22 protein-coding genes and 1 tRNA gene are annotated in these 21,976 nt (G+C 64.9%); 12 read left to right on the top strand and 11 right to left on the bottom strand.

What is annotated here, in order from left to right; genetic code table 11:
• The first annotated feature begins 74 nt into the window (after window positions 1-74).
• Window positions 75-425, top strand: a complete 351-nt coding sequence (gene secG / locus D4766_RS00235) for a preprotein translocase subunit SecG (RefSeq protein ID WP_120715620.1) — start codon at window positions 75-77, stop codon at window positions 423-425.
• Between the two features lie 89 nt (window positions 426-514).
• A complete protein-coding gene (gene pyrG / locus D4766_RS00230; protein ID WP_120715619.1) occupies window positions 515-2,149 on the top strand; it encodes a CTP synthase in 1,635 nt (544 codons plus the stop codon).
• A gap of 293 nt (window positions 2,150-2,442) precedes the next feature.
• Here the strand turns inward: pyrG and D4766_RS00225 are convergent, their stop codons facing one another.
• Window positions 2,443-2,916, bottom strand: coding sequence for an Hsp20 family protein (locus D4766_RS00225; RefSeq protein ID WP_194955773.1), 474 nt, complete (start codon window positions 2,914-2,916; stop codon window positions 2,443-2,445).
• A gap of 160 nt (window positions 2,917-3,076) precedes the next feature.
• On the opposite strand from D4766_RS00225, the gene grxC reads away from it, so the two are divergent.
• The 4 genes from grxC to D4766_RS00205 all read left to right on the top strand — a co-directional run bounded on the left by grxC (window position 3,077) and on the right by D4766_RS00205 (window position 4,743).
• Window positions 3,077-3,343: a glutaredoxin 3 gene (gene grxC / locus D4766_RS00220; RefSeq protein WP_120717947.1), complete on the top strand. Its 267-nt coding sequence runs from the start codon at window positions 3,077-3,079 to the stop codon at window positions 3,341-3,343.
• Window positions 3,340-4,158, top strand: a complete 819-nt coding sequence (locus D4766_RS00215; protein WP_120715618.1) for a carbon-nitrogen hydrolase family protein — start codon at window positions 3,340-3,342, stop codon at window positions 4,156-4,158. Before grxC ends, D4766_RS00215 begins: the two co-directional genes overlap by 4 nt.
• An 8-nt stretch (window positions 4,159-4,166) precedes the next feature.
• Window positions 4,167-4,628, top strand: coding sequence for a DUF1178 family protein (locus tag D4766_RS00210; protein WP_120715617.1), 462 nt, complete (start codon window positions 4,167-4,169; stop codon window positions 4,626-4,628).
• A gap of 38 nt (window positions 4,629-4,666) precedes the next feature.
• Window positions 4,667-4,743: transfer RNA gene (locus D4766_RS00205), tRNA-Arg, on the top strand.
• A 1-nt stretch (window position 4,744) separates the two neighbouring features.
• On the opposite strand, the gene D4766_RS00200 is transcribed toward D4766_RS00205, so the two are convergent.
• Together D4766_RS00200 and D4766_RS00195 are read right to left on the bottom strand one after the other, a co-directional pair.
• Window positions 4,745-5,941 carry an MFS transporter gene (locus D4766_RS00200; protein ID WP_120715616.1) on the bottom strand — a complete coding sequence of 399 codons (1,197 nt, stop codon included), beginning with the start codon at window positions 5,939-5,941 and terminating at the stop codon, window positions 4,745-4,747.
• A gap of 50 nt (window positions 5,942-5,991) precedes the next feature.
• Window positions 5,992-6,900, bottom strand: a complete 909-nt coding sequence (locus D4766_RS00195; RefSeq protein ID WP_194955772.1) for a mechanosensitive ion channel family protein — start codon at window positions 6,898-6,900, stop codon at window positions 5,992-5,994.
• Between the two features lie 141 nt (window positions 6,901-7,041).
• Between D4766_RS00195 and D4766_RS13955 the strand changes: the two genes are divergently transcribed.
• The 3 genes from D4766_RS13955 to D4766_RS00180 all read left to right on the top strand — a co-directional run bounded on the left by D4766_RS13955 (window position 7,042) and on the right by D4766_RS00180 (window position 9,975).
• On the top strand, window positions 7,042-7,365 hold the full coding sequence (locus tag D4766_RS13955) for an FtsB family cell division protein (protein WP_234024827.1): 324 nt from the start codon (window positions 7,042-7,044) through the stop codon (window positions 7,363-7,365).
• Between the two features lie 133 nt (window positions 7,366-7,498).
• Window positions 7,499-8,584 carry a pyruvate dehydrogenase (acetyl-transferring) E1 component subunit alpha gene (gene pdhA / locus D4766_RS00185; protein WP_234024826.1) on the top strand — a complete coding sequence of 362 codons (1,086 nt, stop codon included), beginning with the start codon at window positions 7,499-7,501 and terminating at the stop codon, window positions 8,582-8,584.
• The gene (locus D4766_RS00180) at window positions 8,584-9,975 is read left to right on the top strand and encodes a pyruvate dehydrogenase complex E1 component subunit beta (protein ID WP_120715614.1); all 1,392 of its coding nucleotides are present in this window, start codon (window positions 8,584-8,586) and stop codon (window positions 9,973-9,975) included. Before pdhA ends, D4766_RS00180 begins: the two co-directional genes overlap by 1 nt.
• Window positions 9,976-9,984: 9 nt before the next feature.
• On the opposite strand, the gene D4766_RS00175 is transcribed toward D4766_RS00180, so the two are convergent.
• The 6 genes from D4766_RS00175 to D4766_RS00150 all read right to left on the bottom strand — a co-directional run bounded on the left by D4766_RS00175 (window position 9,985) and on the right by D4766_RS00150 (window position 15,476).
• Window positions 9,985-10,674, bottom strand: coding sequence for a TadE/TadG family type IV pilus assembly protein (locus D4766_RS00175; RefSeq protein WP_120715613.1), 690 nt, complete (start codon window positions 10,672-10,674; stop codon window positions 9,985-9,987).
• A complete protein-coding gene (locus tag D4766_RS00170) occupies window positions 10,671-11,258 on the bottom strand; it encodes a TadE/TadG family type IV pilus assembly protein (RefSeq protein WP_162935599.1) in 588 nt (195 codons plus the stop codon). The genes D4766_RS00175 and D4766_RS00170 overlap by 4 nt, the downstream gene beginning before the upstream one ends.
• The gene (locus tag D4766_RS00165; RefSeq protein ID WP_120715611.1) at window positions 11,255-13,219 is read right to left on the bottom strand and encodes a VWA domain-containing protein; all 1,965 of its coding nucleotides are present in this window, start codon (window positions 13,217-13,219) and stop codon (window positions 11,255-11,257) included. The genes D4766_RS00170 and D4766_RS00165 overlap by 4 nt, the downstream gene beginning before the upstream one ends.
• 90 nt (window positions 13,220-13,309) lie before the next feature.
• Window positions 13,310-13,756 (bottom strand): TadE/TadG family type IV pilus assembly protein, encoded by a 447-nt coding sequence (locus D4766_RS00160; RefSeq protein ID WP_267896431.1) that lies wholly within the window; start codon window positions 13,754-13,756, stop codon window positions 13,310-13,312.
• Complete coding sequence (locus D4766_RS00155; protein ID WP_162935597.1) at window positions 13,753-14,205, bottom strand: TadE/TadG family type IV pilus assembly protein; 453 nt, start codon at window positions 14,203-14,205, stop codon at window positions 13,753-13,755. Before D4766_RS00155 ends, D4766_RS00160 begins: the two co-directional genes overlap by 4 nt.
• Window positions 14,202-15,476 carry a pilus assembly protein TadG-related protein gene (locus D4766_RS00150; protein WP_162935596.1) on the bottom strand — a complete coding sequence of 425 codons (1,275 nt, stop codon included), beginning with the start codon at window positions 15,474-15,476 and terminating at the stop codon, window positions 14,202-14,204. Before D4766_RS00150 ends, D4766_RS00155 begins: the two co-directional genes overlap by 4 nt.
• A 182-nt stretch (window positions 15,477-15,658) precedes the next feature.
• Between D4766_RS00150 and D4766_RS00145 the strand changes: the two genes are divergently transcribed.
• Window positions 15,659-16,240, top strand: coding sequence for a hypothetical protein (locus D4766_RS00145; protein ID WP_120715608.1), 582 nt, complete (start codon window positions 15,659-15,661; stop codon window positions 16,238-16,240).
• Window positions 16,241-16,275: 35 nt separating this feature from the next.
• A complete protein-coding gene (locus D4766_RS00140) occupies window positions 16,276-16,737 on the top strand; it encodes an EF-hand domain-containing protein (RefSeq protein ID WP_120715607.1) in 462 nt (153 codons plus the stop codon).
• On the opposite strand, the gene trmFO is transcribed toward D4766_RS00140, so the two are convergent.
• Window positions 16,734-18,083 (bottom strand): methylenetetrahydrofolate--tRNA-(uracil(54)-C(5))-methyltransferase (FADH(2)-oxidizing) TrmFO, encoded by a 1,350-nt coding sequence (gene trmFO, locus D4766_RS00135; RefSeq protein WP_120715606.1) that lies wholly within the window; start codon window positions 18,081-18,083, stop codon window positions 16,734-16,736. The two genes, D4766_RS00140 and trmFO, sit on opposite strands and share 4 nt — an antisense overlap.
• 65 nt (window positions 18,084-18,148) lie before the next feature.
• Between trmFO and D4766_RS00130 the strand changes: the two genes are divergently transcribed.
• Window positions 18,149-18,793 (top strand): lysoplasmalogenase family protein, encoded by a 645-nt coding sequence (locus D4766_RS00130; protein WP_120715605.1) that lies wholly within the window; start codon window positions 18,149-18,151, stop codon window positions 18,791-18,793.
• Window positions 18,794-18,848: 55 nt separating this feature from the next.
• Here D4766_RS00130 and gyrA read toward each other — a convergent pair whose 3' ends face one another.
• Window positions 18,849-21,689, bottom strand: coding sequence for a DNA gyrase subunit A (gyrA, locus tag D4766_RS00125; RefSeq protein WP_120715604.1), 2,841 nt, complete (start codon window positions 21,687-21,689; stop codon window positions 18,849-18,851).
• Window positions 21,690-21,976 lie beyond the last annotated feature (287 nt).

Genomic DNA, 21,976 nt, shown 5'->3' with positions numbered 1-21,976 from the left:
ATCAGCCCCCGACCTTGCCGTAACGCGCCGCCACGCCTAAGTGCGCGGTGCATTTCAACCAGAGTTCTTCCGTCATGTCGCTTTTCCTGTTCCTCCTCGTCGTCCAGGCGATCGTCGCCGCAGCGCTCGTCGGGGTGATCCTCGTCCAGCGGTCGGAAGGCGGCGGGCTGGGCATCGGCGGCAGCCCCAGCGGCATGATGAGCGCGCGCGGTGCGGCGGATTTCCTGACGCGCTCGACCCGCTGGCTGGCGATCGTCTTCGTCGCCCTGTCGATCGCGCTGGCTGCCCTGGCGACCAAGGCGACCAGTGGCGGCACGACCTCCGTCGAGTCGACGCTCGACCGCACCGGTCCGGTGCAGACTGCGCCGGCCGCGCCCGCGTCGCCGGCTCCGGCCGACGACCCGCTGGCCGACGTCACCCGCTGAGCCGACCCCACGCCGGCTGTGGATTGCGGCCCGTCGCCGCACATCCGCGCTTGCGCCCCATGCCCGTTCACCCTTAAGGCCCGACTCCCATGGCGCGGTATATATTTATCACCGGCGGCGTGGTCTCCTCGCTCGGCAAAGGTCTCATGGCGGCATCGCTCGCCGCGTTGCTGCAGGCGCGCGGGTACAAGGTCCGCATCCGCAAGTTCGACCCCTATCTCAACGTCGATCCGGGGACGATGAGCCCCTATCAGCACGGCGAGGTCTACGTGACCGACGACGGCGCGGAGACCGACCTCGACCTGGGGCACTACGAACGCTTTACCGGCGTTTCCGCGCGGCAGGCCGACAACGTCACCTCGGGGCGGGTCTATCGCGACATTATCGCCAAGGAACGGCGCGGCGACTACCTCGGCGCGACGGTGCAGGTCGTCCCCCACGTCACCGACGCGATCAAGGCCTTCGCGCTGGCCGACCAGGGCGACCACGATTTCATCCTGTGCGAGATCGGCGGCACGGTGGGTGACATCGAATCGCTGCCGTTCATGGAAGCGATCCGCCAGCTGCGTAACGAGCTGGAGCCGCTGCAGACGCTGTCCGTGCACGTCACACTCGTCCCCTACATCAAGGCGGCCGGCGAGCTGAAGACGAAGCCGACCCAGCACTCGGTGCGCGAACTCGCCAGTTTGGGTATCAAGCCCGACGTCCTCCTGTGCCGCGCCGAGCATCCGATTCCCGATGGCGAGCGGCGCAAGATCGCGAACTTCTGCAATGTGCGCATGGAAGCGGTCATCCCTGCGCTCGACGCGACCAGCATCTACGCGGTGCCGTTACAGTACCACCGCGAAGGCCTCGACACCGAGGTCCTGCGCGGTTTCGGTATCACCGATGCACCGGCGCCCGACCTGTCGCGCTGGGACGACATCGTCGACCGGTTCGAGAACCCCGAAGGCGAGGTCACGATCGGCGTCGTCGGCAAGTACGTCGGCCTGCAGGATGCCTACAAGTCGCTGAACGAGGCGCTGGTTCACGGCGGCATGGCCAACCGGGTCAAGGTCAATCTCCGCTGGATCGACGCCGAGGTGTTCGAACAGGGCGACGACGAGATCGCGGCTCGGCTCGAGCCGCTGCACGGTATCCTGGTGCCCGGCGGGTTCGGCGAGCGGGGGAGCGAGGGCAAGATCGCCTCGGTCCGCTTCGCCAAGGAACGTAAGGTACCGTTCCTTGGCATCTGCCTCGGCATGCAGATGGCCTGCATCGAAGGGGCGCGGGCCGCCGGCCATGCGCAGGCGAGCTCGACCGAGTTCGGTCCGACCGAAGAGCCGGTCGTCGGCATCATCGAGGAATGGATGAGCGAGGAGGGCCTGCAGAAGCGCGAGCAAGGCGGCGACCTCGGCGGAACCATGCGGCTCGGCGCCTACGAGGCGAAGCTGGCAGGTAACAGTCATGTCAGCACGATCTACGGCGGGGCGACCACTATCAGCGAGCGGCATCGCCATCGGTACGAGGTGAATTCCGCCTATCGTCCGGCGCTGGAGCGGGACGGTCTCGTGTTTTCCGGCATGTCGCCCGATGGCCTGCTCCCCGAGATCGTCGAGCGACCCGATCACCCTTGGTTCGTAGGCGTGCAGTTCCACCCCGAGCTGAAGAGCAAGCCATTCGATCCGCACCCGCTTTTCGCCGGTTTCGTTGAAGCCGCAGTGCGGCAATCACGCCTGGTGTGATTTTGCCCCGTGTCGGGACCGGGGGTTATTTTTTACAAGCCACTGGCATCGGATCGGAATATATGTTGCGCCGGAGGGCCAACCAACATTGTGCTGGGGCTGGTACAAAGCTTATCTTTTGCTAAGTGGAGAGCCACGCAACCAGCTTGGGTTGCCCGAGCTTGATGCGAATTTGATCGTCTTCTGCGACCCGGACGGTCAGATTCGCACGAGACGGCGTTCACCGTCGTGGGGGCGGACCGCAAGGTCCGCCCCCGAATCGTTTCGACATCCAGTGAAATCGGTCCGCCGGGTCAGGCGGCGTCGGCGTCCTTCGCCGGGGTGTCATCGACGACCTCGAGCGACGGCTGACCGCCGACGTGGATCTTCTTCGGCTTCATCGCCTCGGGCACCTCGCGCACGAGGTCGATCGTCAACAGGCCGTCGGCCATGTCGGCGGCGTCGACCCTGACGAAGTCGGCGAGTTCGAAGCGGCGTTCGAAACCGCGATTGGCGATGCCGATGTGCAGCATCTCGCCCTGCTGGAGTTCCGGCCGCTTCTTGCCCTGGACCACGAGCAGGTTCTGCTGCGCGGTGATGTCGATATCCTGCGCGCGGAAGCCCGCGACAGCGAGGGTGATGCGATAGTCGTCGTCACCGGTTCGCTCGATATTGAACGGCGGATAGTTGTCGCCGGCGTTGTTGCGGACCTGGCTTTCGAGCAGGTCGAACAGCTTGTCGAATCCGACGGTGGTGCGACGGTAGGGGGTGAAATCGAGACGCGACATGAAACAAATCCTCCGATGAGCAATTTGAACTGTGACGGGCCCGGTACCGGCGCCCGCCGGACTATGCGTTGCCGCCCGGAAACCGGCGCGGTAACGCTGCCGAGATAGGAGCGCGCTTCCCCGGTTCAAGCGGCCGCGCGCGCAACACGAAGGAATGAAAATGGCTGCCCCGAATATCGAGATCTACACCAAGTTCGGGTGCGGCTACTGCTATCGTGCCAAGCGCCTTCTCGACGAGAAGGGCGTCGCCTACACCGAACACGACGTCACGATGGGCGGGCCAAAGCGGGACGAGATGATGGCACGGGCGCCGCGGGCGCGCACCGTCCCGCAGATTTTCATCGGCGACACGTATGTGGGCGGCTGCGACGACCTGTTCGCGCTGGACGGGGCGGGCAGGCTCGACCCGATGCTGGACGCCGCGTGACGCGTATTGCCGTGCTGCAGATGACCGCGGGCATCCAGCCTGGGGCCAATGCGGCAACGCTCTACGAGGCGGCGGTGCAAGGTGCGCGGGGCGGGGCGGAGATGCTTTTCACCCCCGAAATGACCGGCATGCTCGACCGCGATCGCAGCCGGGCGGCGAACGAGATCGTGGCCGAGGAGGACAACCCCGTCCTCGCATCGGCGCAGGCAGCCGCGATCGAGACCGGCCTGTGGATCGGGCTTGGATCGCTGGCGGTGCAAGGGGTGGGCGGCCGGTGGGCGAACCGGTCGCTGCTGGTTGCGCCCGACGGTTCGATTGCGGCGCGGTACGACAAGATCCATATGTTCGATGTCGATCTCGCCAGCGGCGAAAGCTGGCGGGAATCGAACGCGTTCGAGCCTGGCAGCGAGGTTGTTACGGCCGACGATACGCCGGTCGGCCGGCTCGGTCTGACGGTTTGCTACGACTTGCGCTTCCCCGCTTTGTTCGAAGCACTCGGCCAACGGCGCTGCGATGCGATCGCCATTCCCGCTGCCTTCACCGTCCCCACCGGCGAAGCGCATTGGCACCTCCTGCAGCGCGCCCGCGCGGTCGAAGCAAGCGCATGGGTAATCGCGGCGGCACAGGTGGGCGAGCACGAGGACGGGCGCCGGACCTATGGCCACAGTCTCGTGGTGGATCCCTGGGGCGAGGTCGTGCTCGATATGGGCGGCGAGGACGCCGGAGTCGGATTTGCCGATATCGACCCGGCCCGCACCGCCGATGTGCGCGCGCAGCTTCCCAGCCTTGCCAACCGACGTAGCATCGCCAACTAGCGCAGGCGATGATCGTGTTCGACCTTTCCTGCCGCTCGGGCCACCGGTTCGAAGCGTGGTTCGCCTCGTCGGATGCTTACGCGAGCCAGCGCGAACGCGGGCTCGTCTCGTGCCCCACCTGCGGCGACACCGCGGTGGACAAGGCACCGATGGCGCCCGCCGTGGGTGCCAAGGGTAATCGCAGCCGCGCATCCGCCGATCAGGCGCACACGCCGGTGGCCAACGCGCTTCCCCCGAAAGTCGTCGCGGCGATGCAGGCGCTCGCCGCAGCGCAGGCCAGGGCGCTCGAAAGCAGCACCTACGTCGGCGACAAGTTCGCCGAGACGAGCCGTGCGATGCACTACGGCGAGCGGGAGCATGCCGTCGTTCACGGTCGGGCCACGGCGGAAGAGGCGAAAGCGCTGGTGGAGGAGGGCGTGCCGGTGGCGCCGCTGCCGTTTCCCGTCGCCCCTCCCGACGAGATCAACTGATTGTCACGCGAATGCTCGTGGCGTAACGCAGCCCCGGCGCGCCCGTAGCTCAGCAGGATAGAGCATCAGATTCCTAATCTGGGGGCCACAGGTTCGAATCCTGTCGGGCGCACCAATCAGCTTGCGGACCGCTTGGCTGCGAGCAGGCTGATCGCCGTGGAGACGAGCGCGATCGCGGCCAGCAACGCGCACGTTCCGGCCCATCCCCCGTGATCGTAGGTCCAGGTTCCCAGCAGGCTTCCGATGCCGCCGCCGATGAACATCAGCACGACGTAAATGGTCGTCAGGCGGGTGCGGCGTTCGGGCGGGAGGGCAAGGAAGGTCATGCGGCCCGCCACGTCGATGCCGGGCCCGACCAGATTGACCAGGGCCAGCGGGACGAGAATGGTCCACACGCTGCTCCCGAGCGGATAGAACAGCGCTATCCCGGCAAGCTGCACGACGGAGAAGATCGCCCGTGCCTTCAGCGGGCCGATGCGATCGGCGAGGCGGCCGAGGCGCGGAGTGGAAAAGACGCTGATTGCGGCCACCCCGGCGAGATAGCCGACCGTATCCACGCCGTAGCCGAGTTCCGGGCTCGTCAGGTGCAGGGCAAGGCCCAGCCAGAGCGCGATGAAACTCGCGAAATTCAGCGCCTGGATGATGCCGGAAACAAGCACCTCGCGGTGCCGGTTCATCAGCGGGCCGAGCGAACGCAGGAGTTCGAGATACGGCGTTTGCCGCTCGCGGGCGGCACGTGGGCGGTCCATCAGGAATGGCAGCGCGATCGTCACCGCCACCATCAGCGCGGTCGCGATCCAATATACGGCCCGCCATCCGAATTGTTCGGTGACGATGCCGGCCCCGACCCGGGCCACGAGGATCCCGAAGATGACGCCCGCCGTCAGCATGGCGGTCACCTGGCCGAGCCGTTCAGGCGCCACCCGCTTCGAAGCGTATGCCGGGAGCAGGTAGGGCGCTATGGTGAAAAAACCCAGCAGGGTCGAGGCAGCGACAAAAATGGAGTACGCCTCCGCAACCGTCATCAGGGCGAGAGAAACGGTCTGCCCGGTGACGAATACGATCGTCAGCGTCCGGTTGGAAAAGCGGTCTCCCAACGGCAGCAAAAGCAGGATGCCGAGCGCCAGCGCCAGCTGGTTGAGCGCCGGCACCAGTCCGATAGCCGCATCGCTCACCCCGAAATGGAGCGCGACCTCGCGGATGATCGGGTGGATGTAATACGCGTTGGCCGTGACCACCGCGATGACGACCGCAAGGGCTCGCTCACCCGCGGGCGTCAGGTAGTGCGCGGTCGGGTCGGGAGCGGTCGCCATGCCGGACGCCTAGACCGCCGGCAGTGCGATGGTCACCGCAGAAATACTTGTCAGGCTTGCTCGCCCGGCTCGCGGCCCAGCGGAACCCGCTCCTTGAAGGTATGCGTGATGTAGGGGAACGGGATCTCGATGCCCGCATCGTCGAGTCCCCGCTTGATCGCACGGATCACGCGGTCGCGGGTTTCCCACATGTTGCGCGGAGTCGAACCCGCCCACCAGCGGACCTTGAAATCGATAGAGCTCGAATTGAACTCTTGCGCGAACACGTCGATCCCCTTGTCCACGAGGACGCCTTCGACCCTCTCTACCGAGGCGCGGATGACGTCGGCGGCCTGGTCGAGATCGGTGTCGTAGGACACGCCGGCGACCACTTCGTGCCGGCGTTCTGTCCCGTCCGTGAGGATTTCGACCGGGTTCTTGAACAGGATGGAATTGGGCACGACGGTGAGTTCGCCCGACAGCTTCCTCACGTGCGTTTCGCGCAGCGTGATGTGCTCGACCTTTCCGACGATTCCTTCGCACTCGATCACGTCGCCGATCCGCATCTTCTCCCGGATCATGATGAGGACGCCCGCCAGGAAGTTTTCGAAGATGTCCTGAAACGCGAACCCGATCGCGACCGCGCCGATGCCAAGCCCGGCGATGAGGCTGGCGGGTGTGAACCCCGGCATGACGATGATGAGCGCGATCATCAGCCCGATCAGCCAGATGGCGAGCTTGGCCAGCGTATCGAACAGGTTCTTGAGACTGGGGCGGAGCTTGGTCTTGCCGGTAAGCCTGTCGACGATCCGCACGGCGTATTTCGCAACGAGCCACGTCAGGAGGATGACGACCAGCGCGATCGCGATGTTGGGCAGAGCGCGCACGACTTCGCGTCCCATTTCCACAAGATGGGTCTGCAAGGTGGCGATCGGGTTCACGGCCGCGGGGGTGGCAGCGGGAGTGGTTGCGGTCGTCATGAAAATGCCCCTCGTTTACATAAAGTATGCGCCGGGCCGGCCGCGGTTCCGGCGGCGTGGTCGCTAGGGGTAGGACCGCTCGCCACCTTCCCGCGAACAAACCGCTTGAATGAAAGGGTTAACTGTGATTCTGTCGATTTCGTGACACGCGAAGGCCACAGAATCACGTCTCCCAAGGAACGCGCGACGCAGGGCATCGCGCTGGCGGCGCTGCTCGTACTCGGCGCGCTGGGCATCGCTGGGCCGAGCGGACTGCTCGCTTGGGGCGAGAACCTGCGCCTGCTGGATCAGCGCCGCGCTCAACTGGCCGAGCTCAAGCACGAGCGGGACGAACTCAAGGTTCAGGTCGACGCGCTCAACCCGAACCATGCCGATCCCGACCTGGTGGGCGAATTGCTGCGCCGGGATCTGAACGTCGTCAGCCCCGACGAGGTCGTGATCCTGCTCGACCCGCCGACCGACTGACGCGCCGAAAAACCGGCACAAATTCCCGTCCCGGCGATTTCGTATGCACGCAAGTTGCGCGCTGCTTTCCCATACGGCATACGCGCCCACGCCTGACGCCACCTCCCCGGCGAGACACCAGAGGACCCGATCTTTGGCCAAAACTGCCAGCAAGGGCAAAGCCCCCGCGACGCCCACCGACCAGACAGCCGCAGACCGCGACTTCGCACTCCATTCGCTGCAGGACGCGCACCAAGCCGACCCCCGCTACAAACCGAGTGAGGACGAGCTCCTCGCCTTGTACGAACAGATGCTGCTGATCCGCCGGTTCGAGGAGCGCGCCGGCCAGCTCTACGGTCTCGGTCTCATCGGTGGGTTCTGTCACCTCTACATCGGGCAGGAAGCGGTCGCCGTGGGCCTTCAGTCTGCGCTGACCGAAGGTCTCGACAGCGTCATTACCGGATACCGCGACCACGGCCATATGCTGGCCTACGGCATCGACCCCAAGGTCATCATGGCCGAACTGACCGGACGCGAAGCCGGGATCAGCAAGGGCAAGGGCGGGTCGATGCACATGTTCTCGACCGAGCATAAGTTCTACGGCGGGCACGGCATCGTCGGCGCGCAAGTCGCGCTGGGCGGAGGCCTCGCGCTGGCGCATCAGTATCGCGGCGACGGCGGCCTGTGCCTTGCCTATTTTGGCGATGGCGCGGCCAACCAGGGCCAGGTCTACGAGACGATGAACATGGCATCGCTGTGGAAGCTGCCGATCGTGTTCGCGGTGGAGAACAACCAGTACGCGATGGGCACGAGCACGGCGCGCAGCTCCGCCGAAACCGAATTCTACCGCCGCGGCACCGCCTTCCGCATCCCCGGCATGGACGTGAACGGCATGGACGTGCTGGAAGTGCGCCAGGCGGCCGAAGTAGCGTTCAGGCACGTGCGCGGGGGCAACGGCCCGGTGCTGATGGAACTCAACACCTATCGCTACCGCGGGCACTCCATGTCCGATCCGGCCAAATACCGGACCCGCGAGGAAGTGCAGGACCAGCGCGAACACAACGACCCGATCGAGCGCGCGAAGAAGGAACTGATCGAGATGGGCCGCAGCGAGGACGAACTCAAGGACATCGACAAGCGCATCCGTACGCAGGTGTCCGAAAGCGCGGACTTCGCCGAAAGCTCGCCCGAGCCTGAGGCGTCCGAGCTTTACACCGACGTCCTGGTGGAGTCGTACTGATGGCGCTCGAACTCAAGATGCCCGCGCTCTCGCCGACGATGGAGGAGGGCACGCTCGCCCGCTGGCTGGTCAAGGAAGGCGACGAAGTCAGCGCCGGCGACATCCTCGCTGAGATCGAGACCGACAAGGCGACGATGGAATTCGAAGCGGTCGACGAGGGCACGATCGGCAGGATCGTGGTGCCCGAGGGGACCGAGAACGTGAAGGTCGGCGAAGTCATCGCGACGATGCAGGGCGAGGATGGCGTGGACGCCGCTGCGCCCGCACCTGCGCCCGGCTCATTCGCCGAAGTCGAGGACGTGCCGGGCGAGGGCAAGGACGTCGGGCGCGACGAGCCCGATGCTCCGGCCATCGCCAGGGAGCCCCAGGCCGAACCGGCGCGCGATCCCGAGATTCCCGAAGGCACGGCGATGACCACCGTGACCGTGCGCGAGGCGTTGCGCGATGCGATGGCCGAGGAAATGCGTGCCGACGACCGCGTGTTCGTGATGGGCGAGGAAGTCGCGCAATACCAGGGTGCCTACAAGGTGACGCAGGGGCTGCTCGACGAGTTCGGACCCAAGCGGGTCATCGACACGCCGATCACCGAATACGGGTTCGCCGGCATCGGCACCGGTGCCGCGATGGGCGGCCTGCGCCCGATCGTCGAGTTCATGACGTTCAATTTCGCCATGCAGGCGATCGACCATATCGTGAACTCGGCGGCCAAGACGAACTACATGTCCGGCGGCCAGATGCGGTGCCCGGTGGTCTTCCGCGGCCCCAACGGGGCGGCGAGCCGCGTGGGCGCACAGCACAGCCAGAACTACGGCCCGTGGTACGCCAGCGTTCCCGGCCTCATCGTGATCGCGCCCTACGACGCGGCCGACGCCAAAGGCCTTCTGCGCGCGGCGATCCGCAGCGAAGATCCAGTGGTCTTCCTCGAAAACGAGCTGGTCTACGGCCGCAGTTTCGACGTGCCGCAGGTCGACGAATGGGTGCTGCCCATCGGCAAGGCCCGCATCGTCCGGGAAGGGACCGACGTCACCATCGTCAGCTATTCGATCGGCGTGGGCCTTGCGCTGGAAGCGGCCGAGACGCTGGCGGGAGAGGGTATCGAGGCCGAAGTCATCGACCTTCGCACGCTGCGCCCGCTCGACAAGGACGCCATTCTGACTTCGTTGGCCAAGACCAACCGGCTCATCATCGCCGAGGAAGGCTGGCCGACATGCTCGATCGCGTCCGAGGTGACGACGATCTGCATGGAGGAAGGCTTCGACCACCTCGACGCGCCCGTTCTGCGCGTGTGCGACGAGGATGTTCCGCTGCCCTATGCCGCGAACCTCGAAAAGCTGGCGCTCATCGATGCTGCGCGCATCGTCGAGGCGGCGAAGAAGGTCTGCTACCGCTAGCAGGCCGTTCTAGCCGTAGTATTCGGCGATGTTCTGGTGCCGAGTGCAGTCGGCTACGGGGTCCGGAGCCGACGGCTTGCTCTGGTACACGTCGGTCAGGTCGCGGTTTTCGCGCACGTTGAAGGCTGCCGTGGCGGTGAGCGTGCCGGCGGCAGTGAATGCGTCCGAGATGATCGGCTGATAGACGTAGGCGACCTCGACGAACATGACCGCTTCGCCCTTGTAGGCGATGATCTCCTCGCCGGGGGGGCCGAGGCCGGCGAGCCTGCCGTCCTTGCCGTCACCCGCTACACCATAGGACGAGGCGTACGTCAGCTTGCCCATACATCTCTGCCAATGGATGTATTGCGTGTCTTCGGTATCCGGGACGACTTCCAGGCTGGACAGGATGACCCGGCCATGATCGTAGAAGTCTGACGACGAACCGTTCTGTACATGCGCACCGTACAAAACGTCGTTGATATCGGCTTCGTAGACCTTTGCTTCTCCCAGAAGGGAGTTCTCGCCGACCCGGGCGGCGTTGTCGGCGACCAGCACGGCGATTTGGTTGATCCGCATTTGCACGATCGCCTGATTGGCCGTCTCCACGCCCCAGAGCCCGGCGGCCATGAGAACCGGCGCGGCGAGCGCGAACTCGGTCAGTGCCGTGCCGGATCGGCTCCGCAGGATGCGTCGGACCAATGCGGAAAGCCGGATCATACGCAGTGCCCTACGCCTGCGCGAACACGCTGGGCGTCCCAAGGCTGATTGCGAAGAACGGTCGTTGTCTGGGTTTCGACCCGGTCGGACAGGCCGATAAGCCCGCTCACGTTAAACGCGCGCCGGTAACTGACACGTACGACGTACAGGACCGCATCGCGCGCCCCGCCGCCGCCGGCGATGCCCCGATCGGTGTCGTAGATGCCATTCCCGTTGGCATCCTCGAACGGTTCGCCGTCGTTGCAGATTCCGTTTTCGTCCAGGTCGGTGAACTCCTCGGGCCGATGGACGTCGCTGAAGGTCGAATAGGCCTTGCGCGAGAACTCGAGGCCCGCGTTGGGCACGATCCTGCGGACCGCCGCGGTCACCGCGTCGTCGATGGCCTCCGTACCGGCGTTCGCACGCTCCGTGGAGGAATCACGCGCCGCCTTCTGCACCGCGCCCTGCAACTGGGCGGCGGTGTAGTAGTTGTAACCCAATTCGAAGAGCCCCAGCAGCAAGACGAGCAGCACCGGCGCCACCATCGCGAACTCGACCAGCGCGGCGCCCGCCGTGTCGGCGGCGAGAGTGCGACCTCGTCTCATCGTTCGATCCGAAGGCGAGCGATGCTTTTCGCGATCGCGGCAAAGGACGCGTTGAGATGGGTCGCATCGGCTGCCTCGAAATAGCGGCCCGGGCCGGCGCATTCCTTCATCGTTTCGTTAAGCTCGGTGCCGAACCCGATGACCCATACGGTGACGTTCCTCTTGCGCACTTCCTTGCAGGCGAAAGCGAAGCGGTTCTCCACCGTCTGGGTCAAGGAAAGCACGGAACTCTTCGACCATCGGCGCCGGTCGATCGGCTCCATTCCATAGCTGGAGTAGCTGAGGTCGAGAGGGGCGGTCTCACCGTCGGTCAGGAAAATGAGATGGCGCCCGGTGGTCTTGCCCGCCACGTCCGCGTTTTCGCTGGCGAACAGTCCGGTCGGCGAGATCAGGCGCCCGCCCCAGATCATGCCGATATCGTGATAGGTGCTGCCGGTCGGTTGCAGACTGTCAAGAAAGCTGTCCAGCTGAGTCCTGGTCATGGTCGACAGCTTGCGCGCGGCCGCGGGACAGGCCGCGGTGCCAAGCGACTGCGGCTTTACGTATTCGTCGTTTGTAACGATCGGCTCGGCCTGAAAGGCGCCGGTGTTGTTCCACCGCATCGCACGCGCATAGACCAGATCGGGACGCATCGGTCGCCATTGCGTCGCCGGCTCGCCCGCGGTGGGGACGCGGTCGATATCGAGGTCGATCGCCTTTGCCAGATCGACCGAAGCGTAGTCGCCTATTTCGTAGGTATCGCGTTCTTCGATGCAGCCGTTGCCGCGCGTGCGCCAATCGGCGACGTCGTATTCGATCGGGCGGTAGTTCCATCGACTGATGAGGTTGAGCTGGGGATCGGTCACCCGTTCGTATGTTTGGACGAAACCATCGTAAACCTGCTTCTTGACGTAGCAAGTGTCACCGCTGCGGTCCGTCCAGTAGCGCGTGCCGTTTTCCGTCAGCCGATGGTATTCGATTTTGCGCGTGCCGGGTGGCAGGCCGATATAGGGCTGGGTGGTCGAGCCCGTTATGATATCGTTCGATGAAAACGAGTTCGCCGGGTTGGGTCTGTCACAGGAATAGGTCGCCGCCCGATCGGGCACCACGATCAGGTTTTCGAAGGCGTCGAGATAGGAATAGCCGGGTTTCGCCTCGAGGTATGTCGCCGGATAGGTCGTCTCGACGCTCGCAGCACCTCTTGTCCCGCTGACTGCCGTCCAGTTGCGATTGTAGGTGCGGGTCGTAACCGGCCCCTCTTCGGTTTTCAAATCGCGCGACTGGTAGGTCCATTTGGGGACAACCCATTCGTCTTTCAGCAGGCCGCCGACGTTCACGTTCGTCGAATAGGGCACGAAGCCGTAACGAATGCGCGATTCCGCGCCGCTCGCGGCGGCAAGTTGCGAGTGGAAATTGCGGATGGTCGCCTTCATCGTATCCATCCGGGACGATGTATCGCCGGGGTTGGTTTCGGACATCGAACCCGTGACGTCGAGGACCATCATGACGTCGGTATTGGCGAAGTTGATCTGCGCCATGCAGCTGACCTCGAGCGGCATCTGCTCGAACCCGAAAATGCGCATGATCGTGGTCGGTATCGTCGCCCTGGCGACACCCGAAATGGCGTAGTCGTCTTCCAGCGTCATGGCGAATTCGCGCCCCGTCGATCCGTAGGCGTCGCGCCGGAAATTGATGTTGAAGAACCGCTGACCGATGGTCCCCGCATCGTCAGGTATCGCGCCGGTCACCAGGGCTTCCGAACCCAGACGCTTGCGTGCCGCCAGCACCCCCGCGTCGCACGCCTGCTGCAATCGCGCCTGGGCGAGGTAGGAGCGGCCCATATCCACACCGCCGCCGACCATCGCCATGATGGGCGCGATCGCCGCAGCGATCAAAGCAAGCGTGTTGCCCGATCGATCACCGGCAAGATGCGCGATCAGCCGGAATAGGCGCTTGATATTCGGGAGAACGCTCGAAGCCACGCGAACGCGGTAAGGGGGGCCGGCTAACGTCTTGCTCAACGATAATGGTTAATTCGGCAACTGGGGCTGTGGCGACGGGACTTGTCCCGATCAGATTCCGGCGACCGCCTTATCGTCGTAGACGTAGATGTCCCGGTTGTACTGAATTGCGGGGATCACTTCGCCCACGAAGGGCACGAAAGTCGGCGCCTGGTAAACGATCTTGAGATTCATTTGACGTACGCCGCTCACCTGTGTTGTCTTGCGAACCACTGTCGGCGTGAGTGCCGCCTCGACCAAGGCATATTTGTTGCTAACGGCAACCTGCCGTGCGCGGGTCGCGATCGCTTCGTCCGAGATCTTGTTACCGCGCTGGAACTCGACCGTCGCGAAACGGCTCGTCTCGTTCACCACGTTGCGCACCGCATTGTAGCCCTGCACCCAAGTGCCGATCTGGATCACCCCGAGCAACATCGTGACGAGGATCGGCGCGATCAAAGCGAACTCTACGATAGTCGCGCCCCGAACATCGCGAACAAGATGCCGAGCGCTCTTCATCCGACCTGTACCGTCCGCTTTACCGAGTAATTCAGCGTCGAGCCCAGACCGAACTGTTTCCATATGGGAGCGTAGGACGATCGAAACGTCGCGACGATAAATTGGTAGGTTTGCTGGCCGGAGGGACATGCTGCCGCTGGATCGACCATATCGGTCGCATTGCCGCACCTTTTCCTGGCGACGAGATCGATGTTCGCCTGCGGCAGACCGGTCGAGGTCGAGAGCAGTTCCTTCAGCTTGGTCGAGGTGACGCCCGCACCTGCGGCGGCGGCAAGAATGATGGACTCCGCTTCCGTGGCGGCGCTTTGGAGTTCCTGCTGCTTCTGCACGATCATGCCCATCTCGAAAGTCCCCATCATCATGATGCCCAGAACCGGCGCCACGATCGCGGTTTCGATGACCGGCGTGCCTTTCGTGCAATGCAAAAGGGAACGGAAGAATGCCGTCACGAAATCAGTCTCACGCCCGCGACGACCGACAGCGAGTTCGTCTCGGTTTCGTTGCATAGGGTGTAGAGATAGGCGCCGCCGGTGACCTCCAGCGTGTAGGACGTGATCTGGAAGCAGACCCCGTCTGCCGCCTTGGCATTGCCGTTCACCTTCACGTTCCCGCTTGGCAGGTGGATCTTGCCCTGGATGTGCAGGTCGGCGTTTCCGTTGATCTGGTGGTCGACCTCGGTCTCGGTGTTGTCCGAGATGATCAGGACGTTCTCGTACTTCTTCGCGAAGTCCTCGGTGTAGCCCATCGCCAGCAGCTTCGAGGCGGTCGGCGGGGTGAGGTTGAGGCTGCTCTTGATGTTGCCGCCGCCGCCCGTTCCGTTGGCCCCGCTGCCGCCGAGCTTGAGCGTCGCACCCTTGCGCAGAACGAACATCACGCCGTAGCCGCTGACGACCGCGTTGGCCGTCAGGTCGAGTTCGGTCTCGACATAATAGATGCCGGGATTGAAAAACGTGTCGCAGGCGACCTTGATACCGGACTTATACAACCCTTGGTTGATCGTGTAGGTAGTTTTATGAGGCGCGTTCTTGCAGTCGTACGTCTTCTGCGGGGTGGTTTCCGCCGGTTCCGGGCCAAACAGGTCGTTGGTGTAGTTGCCGATCGCCTGATCCAGCACGAGTTCGCCGGTGTAGGTTGACGGAATTATCGCCGCATCCTTGTTGCATGCCGTGATCTTCGCGATGTCGATGGTCGCGTTTTCCGCGATCTTGATCGCGCCTGGCGCACAGGAGATCGCCATCACCCCGCAGTTCGCGATGACGGTCGCGCCGTTGCCGATCTGGAAGGTACCGTCGGCGTTCTTCTTGAGCGTACGCAGGCATGCCTGGTGAACGGTGCCGGCGGCGTAGGCCGCTTCGGAATTGACCGCGATGACGGTGGGGGTGGACCGGACGAGCTTGGTGAAGGGCAGATTGACCGAAACCGATGCCCGCAGCACCACCGTGTTCTCGGTGCCGCCCTTGTAGTTGCCGCGCGTAATGACGGGCACGATCGGCGCAGCCACATATTTTTTCGCCATGCTCAGGTTGTTCGTGAACTCCTTCGTCGCCCGACCGTTATATGTCGAACCGGTGTCCTTGTAGGCCAGCGTCCAGGCACCTGCGATGGCGCCCTGATCGGCAGCGTGCTGCAATTCGCGCTGGATCATGTACATCTGCGCTGTGTCAGCGCCGTAGCCCACGCCTGCAAGAAGGCCGGGTAACGCCACGGCCGTCAGCATCATCGCGTTGCCTGAACGACAGCGCACCAATTCGTTCGCGAAGCGACGGAGTTTGCCGATCATAAGCACCTTGCGCATTGAGTCCTTCGACCAATCGATAGCGAAAGCTGGTAATCGCCATGTCAAACCATATGGTTAACGGAAATTTGCCGGATCACCTCGCGGTTGCGCTTGCCTGGCAACCGATGGCGACCCGTGCTCCGCTGGCCACTCTTTTCGCGCTCGACACGCGTCTGGCGGGGATCGTCGGGCAGGCGCGCGAGGCGATGCTAGCTCAGATCAAGTTCGCCTGGTGGCGCGAGCGGCTGGCGGAGGTGGCGGATGACCGGCCCGCCGGCGAACCGTTGCTCAGTGCCATCGGATCGACGTGGGCGGAGCACGAGGAGGCACTTTCGGCGCTGGTGGACAGATGGGAGCAGATGCTCGGCGACGACGAGCCTATGGAGGGGTCGATCACCATTTTCGCCGAAGCGCGAGGGGCGGCATTGGCTGAGCTGGCGGGCATGATCGGTGCCGAGGCCGAAGCCGAAGCAGCATCCGTTGCCGGCAGGCGCTGGGCTCTGGCCGAGGTCGCGCATGGTGCGGGAAGCGTCGTCGCCCGTACGATGGGACGCGCGCTTCCGCCGCCTGTCTCGATATCGCGCAATCTGCGCGGGGTCGCGGTACTCGACGGGCTGGCGGCCCGGTCTCTGGTTCGGGGCGAGCCGATGCTGGCCGGGCGGGGCGCCGTGCTCGCGGCGATGCGGCTTGGCATGTTCGGCCGTTAGGCTATGACGACTATAATGGGCGGGGGTCGCAGGCCATGAACAGACTGGTGCTGGGGGCGGTGCTGGCCCTCGTTCTTGCCGGTATCGGCGTATTTTGGTGGCAGGGCCGCGCCCAGGTCGAACAGGGCGCGCCGCCGCCGATGGCGCAGCCGGAAAAGCCCTTGCCCGAAGACCTGCCCACCGCCGATCCGGGCGATTTCCGCGGCCCCGCGCCGCCGGAAGCGACCGAACTGACCAAGGAGGAGCAGCGCTTCTTCCGCTACGATCGCAACCGCGACCGGCGGATCACGCGCAACGAGATGCTTTCGACCCGCTCCGACGCGTTTCGCAAGCTCGACAAGGACGGCAACAACCTACTCGATTTCGAAGAATGGGCGGTTGCGACCGTCGACCGGTTCGAGAAGGCCGACCGGAATGCCAATCGCGAACTCGACATAGCCGAATTCGCCACGACCGCGCCCAAGCCCGCCTCGCGCAAGCCTGCCTGCCGCTGCTAGGCGGGCACGCGTTCGCGTAGGGCGAGCCACTCGCCGAGATCGGCCTTGGCGCGCTCGGTGTAGGCCTCCTTGCGGGCCTTCTTCTTCACTTCGGGTAGCGGCGGGAACAGACCGAAATTCACGTTCATCGGTTGGTAGGTCTCGGCCTCGGCATCGCCGGTGATGTGCGCCAGCAGCGCGCCCAGCGCGGTCGTGCGGGGCGGGGCGGTCCATTCCTCGCCCGCCAATTCCGCTGCCGCCATCAGCCCCGCCATCAGGCCAACCGCGGAGCTTTCGACGTACCCCTCGCATCCCGTGACCTGCCCGGCGAAGCGAACGTGCTCCTTCCCCTTCAGTCGAAGCTGCCGATCGAGCACGACCGGCGAGTTCAAAAAGGTGTTGCGATGGAGGCCGCCGAGCCGCGCGAACTCGGCATTCTCGAGCCCCGGGATCGTGCGGAACAGCCGCACCTGTTCGGCGTGTTTCAGCTTGGTCTGGAAGCCGACCATGTTCCATAGCGTGCCGAGCTTGTTGTCCTGCCGCAGTTGCACCACCGCGTGCGGCCAGCGCCCGTTGGGATATTCGGGGGTGGCGGCATGGGGATTGTCGAGCCCGACCGGCTTCATCGGGCCGAAACGGAGAGTCTCGGGTCCGCGCTCGGCCATGACCTCGATCGGCATGCACCCATCGAAATAGGGCGTGTCGGTTTCCCACTCGCGGAACTCGGTCTTCTCGCCGTCGAGGAGGCCTTGGACGAAGGCCTCGTACTGGTCGCGTGTCATCGGGCAATTGATGTAGTCTTTGCCGCCCTTATCCCACCGCGCGGCCATCCACGCGGTGTCCATGTCGATGCTGTCGCGGTGGACGATGGGCGCGATGGCATCGAAGAAGGCAAGGCTGTCCTGCCCGGTCGCACCGGCGATGCTGCCGGCGAGCGCGGCGCCGGTGAGCGGGCCGGTGGCGACGATGGCGGGTCCGCTGCCGGGCAAAGCGTCGATGCGTTCGCGCACGATCTCCACGTTGGGCAGCGCCGCCAGTTCACGTTCGACAGCGGCGGAAAACACGTCGCGATCGACCGCCATTGCCGACCCGGCCGGCACGCGGGCTTCCTCGCCCGCCCGCATGACAAGACTGTCGAGCCGGCGCATCTCGTGGTGAAGCAGGCCTACGGCGTTCTTCTCGCTGTCGTCCGAACGGAAACTGTTGGAACAGACGAGTTCGGCAAGGCCATTTCCCTGATGGGCGGGGGTGGTGTCCCCTCCACCGCGCATTTCGGACAGGCGAACACGAAAACCGCGCTTCCCCAGCTGCCACGCAGCCTCGCTCCCCGCGAGCCCGCCGCCGACGATATGAATGTCGTAAGTCACCCCGCCCGCCTAGAGCTTGCGCGGGGGCGAGTTCAAGGGCAACCGTCGCGCGATACGGGGGGACGATGCCGAAACGCACGCTGATCGAACACCGGCCGTGGCTCCTCCTGAGCCTTGCATCGGCGATAGGATACTTCGCGCTGGTCGATTCGCCGGTCGGCGGACTGTTCGTCGTGGCGCTGAAGGGGATGTCGGCCGGCGCGCTGGCGATCTACGCCCTGCGGCGGCGCGTGGGTGCGAGCGGAACCCTGCTGGCGATCGTCATGGCGCTGGGCGCGCTCGGCGACGTCGCGATGGACCTGTGGGGAGAGAGCATCGGCGGTCCGGTGTTTCTGGCCGGCCACCTTGTCGCGATCGCGCTCTACCTCCGCCACCGCAGGCCGAACCCGGCACGAACGCAGACGCTGGCGGGCGCGGCTTTGCTGCTCGGGACGCCGATCGCCGCATGGCTGCTCAGCGGATCGTTCGCCGTCGGGCTCTACGGTCTCGGACTCGGTGCGATGGCCGGCAGCGCGTGGATCAGTCGCTTCGGGCGCTACCGGGTCGGCCTCGGCGCCGTACTGTTCGTGGCGAGCGACCTCCTGATCTTCGCGCGCATGGGAGGGGTACTTCCGCAGGCGGTCACGGCATGGCTGGTCTGGCCGCTCTACTACGCCGGTCAGTTGCTCATCGCGACCGGCGTGATTTCCAAGCTGCGCGCCAAGAACTGACGGGCGGGGCTGGGGCGGGGGGCGAGAGTGTTGTCACCCCCCGCCGCACCTCGGCTCAGTCGCTGTCCGGCTCGTCCGCGATGTCGTCGTCCGACTGCGGCGTGGTGTAGGGAACCGTCGGGTTGAGACTGCCACCGTGGTCGACGATCTCCTCCGCGATCATCTCCTCGGCTTCGTTTTCCGGTTCTTCCGTCTCGTCGATCAGCGCGGCGCCCACAACGTGTTCGCCCGCCGCGACATTGAAGATCCGCACCCCCGCCGAACCGCGACCGATGATGCGGAAACCGCCCGGATGCTCGGCCGGCAGAAGGTGGCGCAACTGGATCGGCATCCGGATGAGTTTTGCCTGGTCGGTCACCAACATCAGCTGCGCCCCGTGCCTGACGGGAAAGCTCGCCACGACCGGTCCGTTGCGGTCGGGGTTGCTGTCGGGAGTGCCGATGTTGGTCAGACCCTGGCCGCCGCGACCGATGGTGCGGTATTCGTACGATGAGGATATCTTGCCATACCCGTTGGCGGTGATGGTGAGGACGAACTCCTCACCATCGGCCATGCGCGTGAGGGTGTCCGGGTCGAGCGCGGCTTCGGCTTCGTTGTCCTTCCACGGCGCGGTGCGCAGGTACGCGTCGCGCTGCTCTGTCGACCATTCGCCTTCGTCGAGCACGGCCATCGAGACGACTTTCTGGCCGTCCCGCAGCTTCATGCCGCGCACGCCGATGCCGGTGCGGCTCTTGGTTTCGCGCGCATCGGTGGCCGAGAAGCGGATCGCCTTTCCGCCATCGGAGGCAAGGAAGATTTCCTGCGTTTCGGTCAGCAGTTCGACCCCGATCAGGCGGTCGCCGCTGCCCTCGACGAAGCCCATCGCGTATTTGCCCGCGGTGGGCACGTTGGTGAACGCATCCATCGAATTGCGCCGCACCATGCCCTGTTCGGTCGCGAAGACGATATTGAGCTTGGCCCATTCCGTCTCGTCCTCGGGCAGGGGAAGCACGTTGGTCACGCGTTCCTCGTCGCCCAGGGGCAGGATGTTGACCATCGGGCGCCCCTTGGTCTGCGGGCCGCCTTCGGGCAGCTTCCAGACCTTGAGGCGGTAGACCCGCCCGGTGTTGGTGAAGAACAGCACCGGGTTGTGCGTAGATGTGACGAACAGCTCGACGACGGCGTCCTCGTCCTTCGTCGCCATGCCGCTGCGACCCTTGCCGCCGCGTGCCTGGGCCCGGAAGGTATCGAGCGGAGTGCGTTTGATATAGCCGCCATGGGTGACGGTAACGACCATCTCCTCGCGTTCGATCAAGTCTTCGTCGTCGATGCCGTCCCACGCGGGCGCAATCTCGCTGAGGCGCGGGGTGGCGTAGAGGTCGCGTATTTCGCGCAGCTCGGCGCGCATGACCTCGTAGAGCTTCGCCCGGTCGCCCAGGATCGAGAGGTACTCCTCGATCGCGGTGGCGAGTTCCTTGAGTTCGTCGCCAATCTCGTCGCGGCCCAGCGCGGTGAGGCGATGCAGACGGAGCTCGAGGATGGCGCGGACCTGCCGTTCGGACAGGCGATAGGTGCCGCCGTGTTCCGCGTCCGAAGGCTCGATCGCCTCGACCAGCGCGATGTACTGCGCGATGTCGCCGATGGGCCATTCCTTCGCGAGCAGCTTGGCCCGCGCGTCGGCCGGATTCGACGAACCGCGGATCATCGCCACGACCTCGTCGAGGTTCGAGACCGCGACCACGAGACCCAGCAAGATGTGCGCCCGCTCGCGCGCCTTGTTCAGTTCGAACTTGGTGCGGCGGGTTATCACCTCCTCGCGGAAAGCGATGAAGGCCTGCAGGATGTCCTTGAGGCCGAGCGTTTCGGGCCGGCCGCCGCGGATCGCGAGCATGTTGGCAGGGAAGCTCGCCTGCGCCGGGGTGTGCCGCCAGATCTGGTTGAGCACGACGTCCGCCGTCGCATCGCGCTTGAGGTCGACAACCACGCGCACGCCGCCGCGGTTCGAACTTTCGTCGCGGATGTCGGCGATGCCCTCGATCCGCTTCTCCTTGGCGGCATCGGCGATCTTCTCCACGAGACCGGACTTGCCGACCTGGTAGGGGATGGAGGTGAACACGATCGACTCGCGGTCGCCGCGGCCCTTCTCGATCGTATGGCGAGCGCGCATCAGGATCGAGCCGCGCCCCGTCATGTAGGCAGCCTTCACGCCCGACTGGCCGAGGATCAGTGGCGCGGTGGGGAAGTCGGGCCCCGGAATGATCGCCATCAGATCTTCGGGCGCCATCAGCGGATCGTCGATCAGCGCGAGGCAGCCGTCGATCACTTCGCCGAGGTTGTGCGGCGGAATGTTGGTTGCCATGCCGACCGCGATGCCACCGGCGCCGTTGACCAGCAGGTTGGGGAAGCGGGCCGGCAGCACGGTCGGCTCGCGCCGCGACCCGTCGTAGTTGTCGGCGAAATCGACGGTGTCCTTGTCGAGATCGTCGAGCAGGCTGTTCGCCACCCGCGCCAGCCGCGCCTCGGTGTAACGCATGCTGGCCGGCGGATCGGGATCCATGCTGCCGAAGTTGCCCTGACCGTCGATCAGGGGCACGCGCAGGCTCCACGGCTGCACCATGCGTGCGAGCGCATCGTAGATCGCGCTATCGCCGTGCGGGTGATAGTTACCCATCACGTCGCCGACGATCTTCGCGCTCTTGCGATAGGGGCGCCCGGCGACGAAGCCGCCTTCGTTACTGGCGAACAGGATGCGGCGGTGAACCGGCTTCAGCCCGTCGCGCACGTCGGGCAGCGCGCGGGCGACGATCACGCTCATCGCGTAATCGAGGTAACTCGTCTTCATCTCGTCGACGATGTCGACGCGGGCGAATTCGCCGCTGGGGACGGGCGGGTTCAGGGTATCGATTTCGTCGCTCAACTGTCTGCCGTTCTAATGACGCGCCGCGGGGCGCGAGGGCTGCAAGAAAGCCTAGGGGAAGGGGGGCGGGCCCGCCAGTTCGGCAAGGGTCGCACGCCGGTCGTCCCGCGTGTTTTCCACATAAGATTGGCGACGTGCTGGGGCAACTGTGCACAGCGCCTCTGTAAAGCGCTGAGCGGAGGCTGACGGCACCGTTCAAAGGGCATTCACGGCCCCAAACCTACTACCGTTTGCAATGTCCGGTGTGACGCGGCACTAGCCGTGTGCCAGACAGCCGCGGCCAGTTT

Origin of the sequence: Tsuneonella amylolytica (genome assembly GCF_003626915.1) — a bacterium.
GTDB lineage: Bacteria > Pseudomonadota > Alphaproteobacteria > Sphingomonadales > Sphingomonadaceae > Tsuneonella > Tsuneonella amylolytica.
This window is presented reverse-complemented; position numbering and strand designations above follow the sequence as displayed.

Coding starts and splice junctions, on each gene's coding strand:
- D4766_RS00195 (WP_194955772.1), bottom strand. CDS start 6,900: ATGACGACCGCAACCACTCCCGCTGCCACCCCCGCGGCCGTGAACCCG.
- D4766_RS00180 (WP_120715614.1), top strand. CDS start 8,584: ATGGCGCTCGAACTCAAGATGCCCGCGCTCTCGCCGACGATGGAGGAG.
- D4766_RS00145 (WP_120715608.1), top strand. CDS start 15,659: ATGGCGACCCGTGCTCCGCTGGCCACTCTTTTCGCGCTCGACACGCGT.
- D4766_RS00175 (WP_120715613.1), bottom strand. CDS start 10,674: ATGATCCGGCTTTCCGCATTGGTCCGACGCATCCTGCGGAGCCGATCC.
- D4766_RS00225 (WP_194955773.1), bottom strand. CDS start 2,916: ATGTCGCGTCTCGATTTCACCCCCTACCGTCGCACCACCGTCGGATTC.
- D4766_RS00150 (WP_162935596.1), bottom strand. CDS start 15,476: ATGATGCTGACGGCCGTGGCGTTACCCGGCCTTCTTGCAGGCGTGGGC.
- secG (WP_120715620.1), top strand. CDS start 75: ATGTCGCTTTTCCTGTTCCTCCTCGTCGTCCAGGCGATCGTCGCCGCA.
- D4766_RS00170 (WP_162935599.1), bottom strand. CDS start 11,258: ATGAGACGAGGTCGCACTCTCGCCGCCGACACGGCGGGCGCCGCGCTG.
- D4766_RS00200 (WP_120715616.1), bottom strand. CDS start 5,941: ATGGCGACCGCTCCCGACCCGACCGCGCACTACCTGACGCCCGCGGGT.
- D4766_RS00210 (WP_120715617.1), top strand. CDS start 4,167: ATGATCGTGTTCGACCTTTCCTGCCGCTCGGGCCACCGGTTCGAAGCG.
- D4766_RS00130 (WP_120715605.1), top strand. CDS start 18,149: ATGCCGAAACGCACGCTGATCGAACACCGGCCGTGGCTCCTCCTGAGC.
- D4766_RS00160 (WP_267896431.1), bottom strand. CDS start 13,756: ATGAAGAGCGCTCGGCATCTTGTTCGCGATGTTCGGGGCGCGACTATC.
- pyrG (WP_120715619.1), top strand. CDS start 515: ATGGCGCGGTATATATTTATCACCGGCGGCGTGGTCTCCTCGCTCGGC.
- D4766_RS00140 (WP_120715607.1), top strand. CDS start 16,276: ATGAACAGACTGGTGCTGGGGGCGGTGCTGGCCCTCGTTCTTGCCGGT.
- grxC (WP_120717947.1), top strand. CDS start 3,077: ATGGCTGCCCCGAATATCGAGATCTACACCAAGTTCGGGTGCGGCTAC.